Annotated in this window: 15 protein-coding genes; 3 read left to right on the forward strand and 12 right to left on the reverse strand. The window is 58.9% G+C overall.

Annotated elements, in window-relative coordinates; genetic code table 11:
- Positions 1 to 385: 385 nt before the first annotated feature.
- From FEZ21_RS21405 to FEZ21_RS21440, 8 genes are all read right to left on the reverse strand, one after another.
- The gene (locus FEZ21_RS21405) at positions 386 to 1,321 is read right to left on the reverse strand and encodes a glutathione S-transferase family protein (RefSeq protein WP_010655995.1); all 936 of its coding nucleotides are present in this window, start codon (positions 1,319 to 1,321) and stop codon (positions 386 to 388) included.
- 43 nt (positions 1,322 to 1,364) lie between these two features.
- Positions 1,365 to 1,640 (reverse strand): GIY-YIG nuclease family protein, encoded by a 276-nt coding sequence (locus FEZ21_RS21410; protein WP_029612406.1) that lies wholly within the window; start codon positions 1,638 to 1,640, stop codon positions 1,365 to 1,367.
- Positions 1,637 to 2,107: a nuclear transport factor 2 family protein gene (locus tag FEZ21_RS21415; RefSeq protein ID WP_160628352.1), complete on the reverse strand. Its 471-nt coding sequence runs from the start codon at positions 2,105 to 2,107 to the stop codon at positions 1,637 to 1,639. The genes FEZ21_RS21410 and FEZ21_RS21415 overlap by 4 nt, the downstream gene beginning before the upstream one ends.
- Positions 2,108 to 2,172: 65 nt before the next feature.
- The gene (locus FEZ21_RS21420; protein ID WP_160628354.1) at positions 2,173 to 3,468 is read right to left on the reverse strand and encodes a CynX/NimT family MFS transporter; all 1,296 of its coding nucleotides are present in this window, start codon (positions 3,466 to 3,468) and stop codon (positions 2,173 to 2,175) included.
- Between the two features lie 390 nt (positions 3,469 to 3,858).
- A complete protein-coding gene (locus FEZ21_RS21425) occupies positions 3,859 to 4,623 on the reverse strand; it encodes an amino acid ABC transporter ATP-binding protein (protein WP_003440122.1) in 765 nt (254 codons plus the stop codon).
- A gap of 13 nt (positions 4,624 to 4,636) precedes the next feature.
- A complete protein-coding gene (locus FEZ21_RS21430) occupies positions 4,637 to 5,734 on the reverse strand; it encodes an amino acid ABC transporter permease (protein ID WP_003440119.1) in 1,098 nt (365 codons plus the stop codon).
- 10 nt (positions 5,735 to 5,744) lie between these two features.
- Positions 5,745 to 6,926, reverse strand: a complete 1,182-nt coding sequence (locus FEZ21_RS21435; RefSeq protein WP_160628355.1) for an amino acid ABC transporter permease — start codon at positions 6,924 to 6,926, stop codon at positions 5,745 to 5,747.
- Between the two features lie 65 nt (positions 6,927 to 6,991).
- On the reverse strand, positions 6,992 to 8,020 hold the full coding sequence (locus tag FEZ21_RS21440; RefSeq protein WP_003440115.1) for an amino acid ABC transporter substrate-binding protein: 1,029 nt from the start codon (positions 8,018 to 8,020) through the stop codon (positions 6,992 to 6,994).
- Positions 8,021 to 8,439: 419 nt separating this feature from the next.
- Here FEZ21_RS21440 and FEZ21_RS21450 point away from each other — a divergent pair, with 419 nt between their 5' ends.
- Together FEZ21_RS21450 and rhlB are read left to right on the forward strand one after the other, a co-directional pair.
- Positions 8,440 to 9,096 carry an alpha/beta hydrolase gene (locus tag FEZ21_RS21450; RefSeq protein ID WP_003440112.1) on the forward strand — a complete coding sequence of 219 codons (657 nt, stop codon included), beginning with the start codon at positions 8,440 to 8,442 and terminating at the stop codon, positions 9,094 to 9,096.
- 84 nt (positions 9,097 to 9,180) lie between these two features.
- A complete protein-coding gene (rhlB, locus tag FEZ21_RS21455; RefSeq protein ID WP_003440111.1) occupies positions 9,181 to 10,671 on the forward strand; it encodes an ATP-dependent RNA helicase RhlB in 1,491 nt (496 codons plus the stop codon).
- A 71-nt stretch (positions 10,672 to 10,742) separates the two neighbouring features.
- Here rhlB and moaE read toward each other — a convergent pair whose 3' ends face one another.
- From moaE to moaC, 3 genes are read right to left on the reverse strand one after another with little or no spacing between them, the layout of a single operon-like run.
- Positions 10,743 to 11,195 carry a molybdopterin synthase catalytic subunit MoaE gene (moaE, locus tag FEZ21_RS21460; protein ID WP_003440110.1) on the reverse strand — a complete coding sequence of 151 codons (453 nt, stop codon included), beginning with the start codon at positions 11,193 to 11,195 and terminating at the stop codon, positions 10,743 to 10,745.
- Between the two features lie 2 nt (positions 11,196 to 11,197).
- Complete coding sequence (locus tag FEZ21_RS21465; protein ID WP_003440108.1) at positions 11,198 to 11,443, reverse strand: MoaD/ThiS family protein; 246 nt, start codon at positions 11,441 to 11,443, stop codon at positions 11,198 to 11,200.
- Positions 11,440 to 11,913, reverse strand: coding sequence for a cyclic pyranopterin monophosphate synthase MoaC (gene moaC / locus FEZ21_RS21470; protein ID WP_010655998.1), 474 nt, complete (start codon positions 11,911 to 11,913; stop codon positions 11,440 to 11,442). Before moaC ends, FEZ21_RS21465 begins: the two co-directional genes overlap by 4 nt.
- Before the next feature lie 147 nt (positions 11,914 to 12,060).
- Here moaC and FEZ21_RS21475 point away from each other — a divergent pair, with 147 nt between their 5' ends.
- Positions 12,061 to 12,507 (forward strand): DMT family transporter, encoded by a 447-nt coding sequence (locus FEZ21_RS21475; RefSeq protein WP_160628357.1) that lies wholly within the window; start codon positions 12,061 to 12,063, stop codon positions 12,505 to 12,507.
- Positions 12,508 to 12,840: 333 nt separating this feature from the next.
- Here FEZ21_RS21475 and FEZ21_RS21480 read toward each other — a convergent pair whose 3' ends face one another.
- A complete protein-coding gene (locus tag FEZ21_RS21480) occupies positions 12,841 to 13,740 on the reverse strand; it encodes a LysR family transcriptional regulator (protein ID WP_003440101.1) in 900 nt (299 codons plus the stop codon).
- Between the last annotated feature and the right edge of the window lies 1 nt (position 13,741).

Here is a 13,741-nt window from a genome sequence, read left to right on the forward strand (position 1 = left end):
TGGGAGCTGGCTTGCCAGCGATGCAATCCAGGCAAACCGATTACCACTGCTACTTTTGTGGGAGCTGGCTTGCCAGCGATGCAATCCAGGCAAACCGATTACCACTGCTGCTTTTGTGGGAGCTGGCTTGCCAGCGATGCAATTCAGGCAAACCGATTACCACTGCTGCTTTTGTGGGAGCTGGCTTGCCAGCGATGCAATTCAGGCAAACCGATTACCACTGCTGCTTTTGTGGGAGCTGGCTTGCCAGCGATGCAATTCAGGCAAACCGATTACCACTGCTGCTTTTGTGGGAGCTGGCTTGCCAGCGATGCAATTCAGGCAAACCGATTACCACTGCTGCTTTTGTGGGAGCTGGCTTGCCAGCGATTCAAGCGCCCCTAGCTTATTGACCCACCGCCTCAATCCGAAACCCGATCCGCGGAAAGTGCACATGCACCACTCCGGTTCGTGGGTCTTCGCGACGCACTACCAGCTCTTCTGCGCCGATATGGACCAGCTCGCCCGCTACCGGGTCAACCCCGTAGTCGGTTGCCGCAACCGTAACCCGCTGGCCCTTGCTGAAGCCAAAAGCCGAATCGAACTCAGGCAAGGCAACCGGCTCAACGCCTTTGGCAATCGCCAGCGCCTGCTCGGCGGTGATTTCAATCGGTGTGCCCTGGCCGAAGTCCAGAACTCGCTGCAACCAGGCCGCAACGGCCGGATAAGCATCAACCAGAGGTGCTGTCACCGGCGTGGCTTTAAGGAACCACAGCGAGTGCGCCAGCGCGAAGTCGGCAATCGAGGGCTCACCGAACAGGTAGTCGCCCTGCTCGTGTTGCAACTGCTGCTCGAGCCGGCCCATGATCACCGGCCATTGCAATACCGCCTGTTCGGCGGGAATGCGGGTGGCGCTGCCACCGCTGAACAATGCCGCGCGATCGGCCACGAACGCCTTGAGCATGTCCGGGGGCATTTTGGCAAACCGTACCGCGGCAGACTCCGGCTGGAACACCAGGCTCACCGCATGTTGAAACACCACCGAGTCAGCCCACGCAGCAAAGGCACTGACCACCATTTCCTGACCGAGAGGAAACAGGGCGGGGATCGATTTCTCCTGCTCCAGCCGGCGCGCAATCAAAGCCGTGTCGCAGTAGACATCCGCCCCCACCTGCAATACCGGAGTCTTGCGATAGCCACCGCTCAGCGCCGTCAGATCGGGTTTTGGCATCATGGGCGGGACATGTACCGAATGCCAGGACAGCCCTTTGAAGCCCAGTAGAAGGCGGGCCTTTTGTGCGAAAGGGGAAGCCGCGTAGTGATGAAGAATCAAATCTGACATTCAGTTATCCGCCGCAAAAGAGTAAGCCAGCAGCATAACGCACTTAATCAAACTGCCCTGCCTGGCTTTGCACCAGGCATTCCTTGGCACTCTTTTTGAGCTTTTTGATCAGTCGTTCCTGACGCAGCGCTTCACCTTTATCGGGCCAGGACTCGGTATAGACCAGGGCAACGGCAGGGCTTGAAGCAAAAAAACGCGCGCCCTTGCCGCTTTGATGTTTGGCAAAACGACGCACCGGATCATCACTGATCCCGCAATACAGCGAGCCGTTAGCAGCCCGCACCAGGTACACAAACCAGGGTCTGGAACTCACCTTCAACGACTGGCCTCAAAGGCTTCGAGCCCTTTGCGCGCCTGAGCCCGAATGGCATTTTTCACCAGTGGCGTCCAGCCCAGCAACAAACCCTTGGTACCCAGCGCCTGACGCGACCAGCGCCACAGGTCGAACTGATCGTGGTGCTCGCAGATTTTTCCGTCGCGAAACACAAAGCGCGCCTGAATATCGTTGATAACGGTAAACCCGGTCGGGATAAACCTATAAGTGGCTACCCAATGCGCACTGCCACGTTGGGCATCTGCCTGCACCTGATCGAAGGTCAGGCTGAAATCCTTGGCCCGCGAGGTCAGCATGCGCCACATATCGCTGGCACGACGACCGCGCAACTCACCAAACACCGGGTCGCTGAACAATACATCTTCGGTGTAACAGGCACTCATTGCCTCAGCATCCAGCCGCTGGAAAGCTTGATAGAAGCGAGTAATCAACGCTTGGTGGTCTTGGCTCATGGCAGGATCCGCGGGGTTCAGGGGTCTACAAAAGATAATCTGCAAGGAGCCGAAACACTATGGCTTCAAATCTTTTCACTCAGCGCATTCACATACAGCGCCCGCCCTGCCCCGAGCCCGGCGGCGATGGCGATGATGCCGATCACCCCGAAAATCCAGCCCACGGCACTCCAGCCACCGGTCATTTCATGCACCACACCCACCGCCAACGGCCCCATGGATGCCACCGTATAGCCGATCCCCTGGGCCATGCCCGACAGATTGGCCGCCACATGGGCATCGCGCGAGCGCAGCACGATCAAGGTCAACGCCAGGCTGAATGCACCGCCCTGCCCCAGACCCAGCACAATCGCCCAGCCCCACAAGCCATCCAGCGGTGCATACAGACAGCCAAACAGGCCAGCCAGGGTCATGCTCATCATCAATACGATTGCCAGGCGCTGGTCCTTGCCCCGCGTCGCCAGCCAGGGAGCGCTCAGCGCCGTGATCAGTTGCACAATGACTGAACCCGACATCACCAGCCCGGCCTGGGTCGGGGTCAGGCCACGGCCCATCAGAATCGAAGGCAGCCAGCCAAAAACGATGTAGGACAGAGAAGACTGCAAACCCATGTACAGCGTCACTTGCCAGGCCAGCGGGTCACGTATCAGGCCACTCACCCGATAGGCCACCTTGTGCGCCCCCTGGCGCTTGCCGGCCTGGGGCAGCCAGAAAATGGCCGCCACCAGCGCAGGTAACGCCCAAAATCCCAGCCCCAGCGCCCAGCTGTCGTTCAGATAATTGCTCAACGGCACGGTTGCACCCGCCGCCAGGGCAGCCCCCAGGCACAAGGCCATGGTGTAGACCCCCATTATCGTCCCGGCATGTCCGGCAAAATCGCGCTTGATGATGCCGGGCAACAACACACCGATCACACCGATACTGGCGCCCGCCAGAATACTTCCGGCAAACAGGCCGATTTCCCCCAGGTAGCTGCGCAGGACAATCCCGCCGCCCAGCGTCAGCAAAATACCCAGCACCACCCGCTCAGTACCGAAGCGCCGGGCCAGAATCGGCGCCAGAGGCGCAAACACACCCAGACAAAGCACTGGCAAGGTGGTCAACAAGCCCGCCTGGGCAGCAGACAGGCCCAGGCTGGTAGACACTTGTGAGAGCAAAGGCGCCATGCTCGACAACGCCGGACGCAGGTTCAACGCCACCAGCACCAGACCCAACAGCAGCAGCCAGGGACGTAACACCGCCACTGGTGCTTGCTGTACTTGCTCGTCGTCGGCTTCGGCATCGATCAGCAACTCCTCCAGATCATCCAGATGACGCACCGGTTCGGTATTGTTTATCGATGGCGAGGCATTGCGCGGCATGGGATCTCCGGTGTTGGGCAGTCAAGAAGTCCGGCAGAGCGCCATGACTTGATAGCGGGAAGTGTCTGACATGCGGTACGCCTGTCAGCACAGTCCTCTGATGAGTTGCCCAACATGGTAGTCAGCCCCCTGCGCAAGGGCAATCGACCACGGGCTAAAAGGTCTGCAAAAGCCTTGGCGGGAAGCGGAAGAGCTCGCGAGCAAGCTCGCTCCTACGGGGAGGTGTGCGGTTAATGCAGAATCTGATTCAGGAGCAGTTTGGTCCGGTCATTTTCTGCGGGAGACGGGGGGTGCCTGACGCCACAAAACTGTAGGAGCGAGCTTGCTCGCGAGCTGTTTACCGGGGCGCGGAAGAGCTCGCGAGCAAGCTCGCTCCTACAGGGGGTGCGGTTAATGCAGAATCTGATTCAGGAACATTTTGGTCCGGTCATTTTGCGGGTTGTCGAAGAAGTCGTTCGGAGCCGCCTGCTCGACGATTTCACCCTTGTCCATAAAGATCACGCGGTTAGCCACGGTACGGGCAAAGCCCATTTCATGGGTCACGCAGAGCATGGTCATGCCGTCTTCGGCCAGGCCGATCATGGTATCCAGCACCTCCTTGACCATCTCCGGATCGAGGGCTGAAGTCGGCTCATCGAACAACATGATTTTAGGCTTCATGCACAACGCCCGGGCAATCGCTACCCGCTGCTGCTGACCACCGGACAACTGCCCCGGAAACTTGTGCGCCTGCTCCGGAATCCGTACCCGCTCCAGATAATGCATGGCGATCTCTTCGGCCTGGCGCTTGGGCATCTTGCGCACCCACATCGGCGCCAGCGTGCAGTTCTGCAGGATGGTCAGGTGCGGGAACAAGTTGAAGTGCTGAAACACCATGCCAACCTCACGGCGCACCGTTTCGATCTGCTTGATGTCGTTGGTCAGCTCAACCCCATCAACCACGATGCGCCCTTGCTGGTGCTCTTCGAGGCGGTTCAGGCAACGGATAGTGGTCGATTTGCCGGAACCGGAAGGCCCGCACAATACAATCCGCTCCCCGGGTTGCACGTTAAGGTTGATGTCCTTGAGCACGTGGAACTGGCCGTACCATTTATTGACGCCCTGCATTTGAATAATGCCTTCAGGGCTCGCAGGTTTCTTGATTGCTTCACTCATGTCGCACTCCTACCTAACGCTTGTGGCCAGTGTCCAGCTTGCGCTCCAGATGCATGGAGTAGCGGGACATACCAAAACAGAAAATCCAGAACACCAACGCCGCAAACACATAGCCTTCGGTGGCCATACCCAGCCAGGTCGGGTCGGCAGCAGCCTGTTTGACGCTGTTGAGCAGGTCGAACAGACCGATGATGATCACCAGGCTGGTGTCCTTGAACAGGGCGATAAAGGTGTTGACGATGCCGGGGATCACCAGCTTCAAGGCCTGGGGCAGAATGACCAGCCCCATGCTACGCCAGTAACCCAGCCCCATCGCGGCGGCGGCTTCGTATTGCCCCTTGGGAATGGCCTGCAAACCACCACGCACCACTTCCGCGACATAGGCCGACTGGAACAGGATCACGCCAATCAAGGCCCGCAGCAGTTTGTCGAAGTTCATGCCTTCGGGCAGAAACAGCGGCAACATCACTGAAGACATGAACAGCACGGTGATCAATGGCACGCCGCGCCAGAACTCGATGAACGTCACGCACACCACGCGAATGGCCGGCATGTCCGAGCGTCTTCCCAGCGCCAGCAAAATCCCCAGCGGCAAAGCACCCGCGATGCCGACCGTGGCAATTACCAGGGTCAGCATCAGGCCGCCCCACTGGCTGGTGGCCACGTTGCTCAGCCCCCAGTAACCGCCATGCAGCAGGCTGTAAGCCAGCACCGGGTACAGCACCAAAAAGCCCAGGCCATAGATCGCCTTGTGCTTGAAGCGCGAGATAAACAGCGGCGCCACACCGATCACGGCCAACCACACCGTCAGATCGACCCTCCAGCGCAGGTCGCGGGGGTAATAGCCGTACATGAACTGGCCGAAGCGCTGCTGAATGAAGACCCAGCAGGCGCCGTCCTTGGTGCAGTCGGCCCGGGTCGTGCCCACCCAATTGGCGTCAAAGATCGCCCAGCTCAGGAGCGGCGGCACGATCAACCAGATCAGGTAAAAGGCAAACAGCGTAAGCAAGGTGTTGAGCCAACTGGAAAACAGATTGGCCCGGGCCCAGGCGACGATGCCGATGCGGTTACCCGGCGGCGGCATGTCGGGTTTGAAAACATGAGTTGTCATAGTCCCGTCCTCATCGCTCGATCAGCGCAATGCGCGTGTTGTACCAATTCATCAGCAGCGAAATACTGATGCTGATGGCCAGGTAAACGCTCATGGTGATGGCGATGACTTCAATCGCTTGCCCGGTCTGGTTAAGCACCGTACCGGCAAACAGTGAAACCATTTCCGGATAACCGATACCTGCCGCCAGCGACGAGTTTTTCACCAGGTTGAGGTATTGGCTGGTGAGCGGCGGGATGATTACCCGCAGCGCCTGGGGAATGATCACCTTACGCAGCGTCGGCCCGGGGCGCAGGCCCAGCGAGCGCGCCGCTTCGGTCTGGCCATGGCTGACCGACTTGATCCCCGAGCGCACGATTTCGGCAATGAACGCCGCCGTGTAAACAGTCAACGCGATGGTCAGCGCCAGCAGCTCCGGAATCAGCACCCAGCCACCGACAAAGTTGAAGCCCTTGAGCTGCGGCATTTCCCAGTGCACCGGCGAGCCAAAGATCAGCATGCACAGCCCCGGAATCACCAGCAGCAGGCCCAGCCCGGCCCAGAACTTGTGGAACGGCACACCGGTCGCTTCAAACCGCTTGTTGGCCCAGCGTGCCATCAGCACCACTGCCACAATCGCCAGCAGCACGCTGACCACAAACGGCCAGAACCCCTCGGTGCCAATGGCCGCAGGCATGTTCAGGCCACGGCTGCTCATATAGAAAGTGTCAGCAAAGTTATGGCTGTTACGTGGCCCCGGCATGGTCAGGAAGACCGCGAAGTACCAGAACAGGATTTGCAGCAAAGGCGGGATATTGCGGAACACCTCGACGTAAACCGTCGCCAGCTTGTTGATCATCCAGTTGGGGGACAACCTGGCAATACCGATGATAAAGCCGAGGATGGTCGCCAGGATCACACCTATTACCGACACCAGCAGCGTGTTCAGCAGGCCGATCACGAACACCCGGGCATAACTGTCCGACTCGGTGTAATCAATCAGATGCTGCGCAATACCAAACCCGGCACTGCGCTCAAGAAAGTCAAAACCCGAAGTGATACCCCGGTGTTGCAAGTTGGTCTGGGTATTGTTGAACAGATACCAGCCCATGAAGACCACCAACGCGACGGTGATGATCTGAAATAACCACGCACGCACACGTGGATCGCTGAGGCTGAGCCTCGGCTTGGGTGCGCCGACTTTAGTCTGCATGAAGTGCCCCTGAAAAAATGGATCAGAACGTCACCCGGTGGTTGGCCCACCGGGTGACAGGTCCATCAGCGCACAGGTGGTGCGTATTGGATGCCGCCGTTGTTCCACAAGGCATTCAGCCCGCGGTCGATGGCCAGAGGAGTGCTTTTGCCGAGGTTTTTCTCAAACACTTCGCCGTAGTTGCCGACCTGGCTGACGATCTGCACCACCCAGTCTTTTGGCAGTTTCAGGTCTTTGCCATATTCGCCGTCAGCACCCAGCAAGCGGGCAACATCGGGGTTCTTGGTGGATTTGGCTTCAGCCAGGACGTTTTTCGAGGTGATGCCGGCTTCTTCAGCGTTGAGCATGGCGAACAGGGTCCACTTGACGATGCTGAACCAGTCCTCGTCACCCTTGCGAACCACAGGGCCCAGGGGCTCCTTGGAGATGGTTTCCGGCAACACCACGTAGTCATTCGGGTTCGCCAGCTTGCTGCGCTGTGCATATAGCTGCGATTTGTCGGAGGTCAGCACGTCGCAACGCCCGCTTTCCAGCGACTTGGCGCTTTCGTCGGAGGTGTCGAAGGTGATCGGAGTGTATTTCAGGTTATTGGCGCGGAAGTAATCCGACACGTTGAGCTCAGTGGTAGTACCGGCCTGGATGCAAATGGTTGCACCGTCCAGTTCCTTGGCACTTTTTACCCCCAGCTTGTTATTGACCAGAAAGCCGACGCCGTCGTAATAGGTAACCCCGGCAAACACCATGCCCATGCCCGCATCACGGGAGCTGGTCCAGGTGGTGTTGCGCGACAGCACATCGACTTCGCCCGATTGCAGCGCGGTGAAACGCTCCTTGGCGTTCAACTGGCTGAACTTGACCTTGGTTGCATCGCCAAACACGGCGGCGGCCACTGCACGGCAGATGTCGGCATCGATCCCCAGAATCTTGCCGTCTTTGTCAGGCACCGAAAAACCCGGCAAACCATCGCTGACGCCACACTGCACAAAACCCTTCTTTTTAACGCCATCGAGCGTCGCGCCTGCGTGAGCAAAACCGCTAACGCTCAACACGATGGCTGCGGTGGCCAAAGCCAGGGTGGATTTCAACTGCTTCATTCAAACCTCCAAGTACTGCTTTTGTTGTGTTTGAACAAGACCCGCCGCCCCCTTGTGAGGCGATGTTGACCCGTGTCGGCTTTTTATTGGGTCACGCGGCATAAGCCTTGAGCGATGGGTATATCGCACCAGCCTTCGAACCGAAGCGCTCCCTTGAGCTGTTGAATTCCATGTCTAACTTCAACCTCGGGCTTTTGCTGTCCCTCCATCGGCAGTAGCCTGTTAGTGTTACCGCCGAAGGTGAACGCATTAACGTCCCTGTCCACATAGCAAAGCGCGTACCACTCTGAAGCCTTGAACATTTCAGGTCGCATTTGCTGATAAAACGTTCAAGCAGGCGACATCTTCTGTAATTTCCTGACGAACACGCACCTTTGCCGCGCACCCAAGCCGCGCGCACGCACAACGATGGAGCAGCCATGACCGAACCCCTGTTTATCCAGCCCCAAAAGCCTGCAGATGCCTGTGTTATCTGGCTCCACGGCCTGGGCGCCGACCGTTATGACTTCATGCCGGTGGCCGAGATGCTGCAAGAGAAGTTATTGACCACCCGCTTTGTTTTGCCCCAGGCCCCCACCCGCGCGGTGACGATCAATGGCGGTTATGCCATGCCCAGCTGGTACGACATCAAGGCCATGAGCCCGGCGCGTTCCATCAGCGAAGAAGAGCTGGAAGAGTCCGCGGCAACCGTCCTCAGCTTGATCGAAGATCAGAAAAGGGCCGGAATAGACGCCAGCCGGATTTTCCTCGCCGGATTTTCCCAGGGCGGCGCCGTGGTCTATCACACCGCCTATGTGAGATATGAAGGTGCACTGGGTGGCGTACTTGCCCTCTCCACCTATGCCCCGACCTTCACTGACGTGCTGCCGTTATCCGCCAGTCAGCAACGGATCCCGGCCCTGTGCCTGCATGGCCAGTACGACGAAGTGGTGCAAAACGCCATGGGCCGTACGGCCTATGAGCGATTGAAGGCTGCGGGTGTGGCCGTAACATGGCAGGAATACCCAATGGGTCATGAAGTGTTACCCAAAGAGATCAGCGACATCGGTGCCTGGCTGGCCAAACATCTGGGCTAAAACCGAAACATCCTGTCGTTCACTACGCCGAGCACGCGACTTGCATTACACTGCCCGGCGTACACTCCTTAACCAACTGATGAGATGACCGTGCTCAAAGCACTCAAAAAAATATTCGGTAAAAGCGAGGCTGAGCCACTCGCATCAGCTTCAGTGACACCTTCGAGCACCACCAGCCCGCGCACCGACGCGCAACAGCCTGGCCGCTCTGCCCCTGCTCAAGCCTCGGTGGACACTCCCGACGTACAGCCCGCTCCTGAACCGGTTCAGATCGAACAACCCAAAGTTGCAAAACCACGGCGAGAAGCGGCCCCCAAGCCGCCGGTCACTCCCTGGAAACTCGAAGACTTCGTGGTCGAGCCACAAGAAGGCAAAGTCCGTTTTCACGACTTCAAGCTCGCCCCGGAGCTGATGCACGCCATTCAAGACCTGGGTTTTCCGTACTGCACCCCGATTCAGGCTGGCGTACTGGGCTATACCCTCAGCGGCCGTGACGCCATCGGTCGCGCCCAGACCGGTACCGGCAAAACTGCCGCGTTCCTGATTTCGATCATCAGCCAGCTGACCCAGACCCCGCCGCCCAAAGAACGCTACATGGGCGAGCCGCGCGCACTGATCATTGCGCCGACCCGCGAGCTGGTGGTGCAAATCGCCAAAGACGCAGCCGACCTGACCAAGTACACCGACCTCAATGTCATGACATTCGTCGGCGGCATGGACTTCGACAAGCAGCTGAAACAGCTCGAAGCCCGCCATTGCGACATTCTGGTAGCCACCCCGGGCCGTCTGCTGGACTTCAACCAGCGCGGCGAAGTGCATCTGGACATGGTCGAAGTCATGGTGCTCGACGAAGCCGACCGCATGCTTGATATGGGTTTTATCCCGCAAGTCCGCCAGATCATTCGCCAGACCCCACCGAAAGCCGAGCGCCAGACGCTGCTGTTCTCTGCGACCTTTACCGAGGACGTGATGAACCTGGCCAAGCAATGGACCACCGACCCGGCCATTGTCGAAATCGAAGCGCTCAACGTCGCCAGCGACATGGTGGAGCAACACGTTTACGCGGTTGCCGGGGCAGACAAGTACAAGTTGCTGTTCAACCTGGTGAACGACAACGGTTGGGAGCGGGTCATCGTCTTCGCCAACCGCAAGGATGAAGTGCGCCGCATCGAAGAACGCCTGGTGCGTGACGGCATCAACGCCGCGCAACTGTCGGGTGACGTGCCGCAGCACAAACGCATCAAGACCCTCGAAGGTTTCCGCGAAGGCAAGATCCGCGTACTGGTGGCCACCGATGTGGCAGGACGCGGGATTCACATCGACGGTATCAGCCACGTAATCAACTTCACCCTGCCCGAAGTGCCGGACGACTACGTGCACCGCATTGGCCGTACTGGCCGGGCGGGCGCCAGCGGCGTCTCGATCAGTTTTGCCGGTGAAGACGACTCCTATCAGTTGCCGTCGATCGAAGCCTTGCTGGGCAAAAAAATCAGCTGCGAAACACCGCCGACTGAATTGCTGCGACCTGTAGTACGGGCCGTGCGCAAGCCCCATGATCCGACTGTAACGGCCTGATCATCTCCCTCTGGGGCGAGCTGGCTCGCGAGCTTTTAACGGCTCGTGAGCAAGCTCGCTCCCAAGGGGTATTATTTCTTCCAGCGGTCCGCTGCTTCCTCATCGCTCACGCGACCTTCGACCCAACGCGGTCCATCGCCGGTCTGTTCTTTCTTCCAGAACGGTGCCCGGGTTTTCAGGTAGTCCATGACAAAGGCGCAGGCATCGAATGCGGCCTGACGATGGGCGCTGGCAACACCGACAAAGACTATCGGCTCCCCCGGTTCAAGCGCGCCAACCCGGTGCAGCACTTCAAGCCTGAGTAGCGGCCAGCGTTGTTCGGCCTCCAGGACGATCTTGTCCAGGGCTTTTTCGGTCATACCCGGATAGTGCTCCAGAAACATCCCCGCCACATCGCGCCCGTCGTTGAAGTCGCGCACATAGCCGACAAAACTCACCACCGCGCCCACCCCCAGGTTGGCCGCGTGCAGCGCATTGACCTGCGCCCCCGGATCAAAGGCTGCCGCTTGCACCCGAACCGTCATCTTCAGCCTCCTGTCACGGGCGGGAAAAACGCCACTTCGTCGCCGTCCGCCAAGGGCTCGTCAGGCTTGCACAGCTCTTCATTGCGCGCGCACATCAGGTTGGGCTCGGCCAATACTTGCCAGGCTCCGCCCCGCTGCACCAGGTGCCCGCGTAACTGCTCAATGGAGGTGAACGGGCCTTCGACAGCTTCGCCATCCAGCCCCAGGGCTTCGCGGTAACGGGCAAAGAACATCACCTTTAGTTTCATGAGGCATCAGCCTGAAAGTGCCCGCTCTTGCCACCGAGCTTTTCAAGCACGCGTACGCTTTCGATGCTCATGCCGCGGTCGACAGCCTTGCACATGTCATAAATAGTCAGGGCCGCGACGCTGGCGGCGGTCAGGGCCTCCATCTCGACGCCGGTCTGCCCCGACAGTTTGCAGCGCGCCACGATCAGTACTGCATCGCTGCCCTGGGCACTGAGTTCAACCTTGACGCTGGTGAGCATCAGCGGATGGCACAACGGGATCAAATCCGAGGTTTTTTTCGCGGCCTGGATTCCGGCGATCCGCGCCACGGCAAAAACATCGCCCTTGGGGTGACCGCCGCTGACGATCATTGCCAGGGTTTCAGGGCGCATGCGCACCACCGCTTGTGCCGTCGCTTCACGGGATGTCACGGCTTTATCGGTGACATCGACCATGTTCGCGCGGCCTTGGGAATCCAGATGAGTCAGCACAGGGGAGTACTCCAGAGGGGAGCCGCGATTGTAAACCCGGGGCCCGGCTCAAGGCCATCGACCCCGCGAATACCGCGCATCAGAACATCGAATTGGCCACCTGCGCGTCTTGGCCGTACAACGGTTGAAACTTTGGAGACCGTACTCATGCCACTATTTATTGCCATTGCCCTGAGCCTGCTGGCGGGCGTTGCGGTGCCCTTGCAGGCCGCCAGCAACGCCCGGCTGGGGATGACGCTGGGACATCCATTCTGGGCCACCGTCATTTCATTGCTGGTCAGCAGTGTCGCCATTGCGCTGGTGATGCTTATCGTCAAAGTCCCGCGCCCCCACCTTGGCGCCTTGCTGAGCGGCCCCTGGTGGATCTGGCTCGGCGGCCTGGCCGGCGTGTTCTACATCACCGTCGCGCTGATCAGCGTACCGCGCCTGGGTGCACTCAATTTCATCATGGCAGTGGTGCTGGGCCAGTTGATTATTTCCCTGGTGATTGATTACTTCGGCTTGCTCGGACTGCCAAAGAACACTCCGGGCCTGCAGAAAATAATCGGGGTGAGCGTAGTGCTGGCAGGGTTTGTCATCGCCTCACGGGGCTGACGGAATGATTCAACTGTCTCAACTGCCTTAGCCACCAAAACTGTCTCAACTGCCAAAACTGCTCCAAATGCCAACACTGCCAACACTGCCCCAAATGCCAAAACTGCCAAAACTGCCAAAACTGTAGGAGCGAGCTTGCTCGCGAGCTCTTCAAGATCAAAAGCTCGCGAGCAAGCTCGCTCCTACAGATCGAAAGATCGAAAGATCGAAAGATCGGGAGATCGGGAGATCGGGAGATCGGGAGATCGGGAGATCGAAAGATCAGGTGATCGAAAGATCAGGTGATCGAAAGATCAGGTGATCGAAAGATCAGGAGATCAGGAGATCGGAGGATCAGGCACTCACCTGCCTGACCAGTTCGCGCAACCAGCGATGGGCCGGGTCCTGGTTAAAACGGTTATGCCAGGCCTGCACATAGTTGAACGGGGCAACCGTCAGCGGCGGCGCCATTGCCACCAGGGTGTCGCCAAACGGCACGTTGGTCAGGGTGCGGGTGGCCACGGTGAGGATCAGGTCGGTATCGGCAATCATCCCGGGGGCCGTACCCCAATGAGGCACGTTGACCGCCACCCGACGTTTTAAACCCCGGGCCCGCAGGACGTTATCGACCTCTCCCCGGGTGTTGCCGTCCATCGACACCAGCAGGTGCGGGCGCGCCAGGTAGCTGTCCAGATCAAGCACACCATTTTCAGGCAGAGAACGACGGTCGAGCAGGCAGGTAAAGGTTTCTTCAAACAGCACCTCAGTGCAGATATCCGCCCCCGGAGCGGGAAACACACCGATGGCCAGGTCGATCCTGCCCTGCCCCACTTGCTCAAGCATGCCAAGGCGGCTGTCCTGGATTACCACCAGCGAGGTGCCCGGCGCCTGCGCCCTGAGTTGCACCAGCAATTTTGGCAGCACGATCGCGGCCCCGTAATCGGACATGGCTATGCGCAAGGTACGTTGCGAGTCTGCCGGCACAAAGTCGATGGACTGGCCGAGCAAGGTTTCAATCTGCCCCAGGATCTCCTTGAGTGGCGCCTGAAGGTTTTGCGCCAACGCACTGAGCACCACCTCGTTGCCCTGGCGAATCAGCAACGGATCATCGAGCAACACCCTGAGTTTATTCAGCGAGTGGCTGATGGCGGGCTGACTCAAATGCAAACGGACTCCGGTACGGGTCACGTGTTTTTCAGTCAGCAGCGCATCGAGCACCACCAACAAATTCAAATCGATATTACGCAATAACACC

It is taken from the genome of Pseudomonas sp. 9.1(2019) (assembly GCF_009910445.1).
Lineage (GTDB): Bacteria > Pseudomonadota > Gammaproteobacteria > Pseudomonadales > Pseudomonadaceae > Aquipseudomonas > Aquipseudomonas paraversuta.

Excerpts from the sequence above, each read along its gene's own strand:
- FEZ21_RS21450 (WP_003440112.1), top strand. The coding sequence starts at position 8,440 with ATGACCGAACCCCTGTTTATCCAGCCCCAAAAGCCTGCAGATGCCTGT.
- FEZ21_RS21405 (WP_010655995.1), bottom strand. The coding sequence starts at position 1,321 with ATGTCAGATTTGATTCTTCATCACTACGCGGCTTCCCCTTTCGCACAA.
- FEZ21_RS21415 (WP_160628352.1), bottom strand. The coding sequence starts at position 2,107 with ATGAGCCAAGACCACCAAGCGTTGATTACTCGCTTCTATCAAGCTTTC.
- FEZ21_RS21440 (WP_003440115.1), bottom strand. The coding sequence starts at position 8,020 with ATGAAGCAGTTGAAATCCACCCTGGCTTTGGCCACCGCAGCCATCGTG.
- FEZ21_RS21420 (WP_160628354.1), bottom strand. The coding sequence starts at position 3,468 with ATGCCGCGCAATGCCTCGCCATCGATAAACAATACCGAACCGGTGCGT.
- FEZ21_RS21435 (WP_160628355.1), bottom strand. The coding sequence starts at position 6,926 with ATGCAGACTAAAGTCGGCGCACCCAAGCCGAGGCTCAGCCTCAGCGAT.
- moaE (WP_003440110.1), bottom strand. The coding sequence starts at position 11,195 with ATGACGGTTCGGGTGCAAGCGGCAGCCTTTGATCCGGGGGCGCAGGTC.
- FEZ21_RS21475 (WP_160628357.1), top strand. The coding sequence starts at position 12,061 with ATGCCACTATTTATTGCCATTGCCCTGAGCCTGCTGGCGGGCGTTGCG.
- rhlB (WP_003440111.1), top strand. The coding sequence starts at position 9,181 with ATGACCGTGCTCAAAGCACTCAAAAAAATATTCGGTAAAAGCGAGGCT.
- FEZ21_RS21465 (WP_003440108.1), bottom strand. The coding sequence starts at position 11,443 with ATGAAACTAAAGGTGATGTTCTTTGCCCGTTACCGCGAAGCCCTGGGG.
- FEZ21_RS21425 (WP_003440122.1), bottom strand. The coding sequence starts at position 4,623 with ATGAGTGAAGCAATCAAGAAACCTGCGAGCCCTGAAGGCATTATTCAA.
- FEZ21_RS21430 (WP_003440119.1), bottom strand. The coding sequence starts at position 5,734 with ATGACAACTCATGTTTTCAAACCCGACATGCCGCCGCCGGGTAACCGC.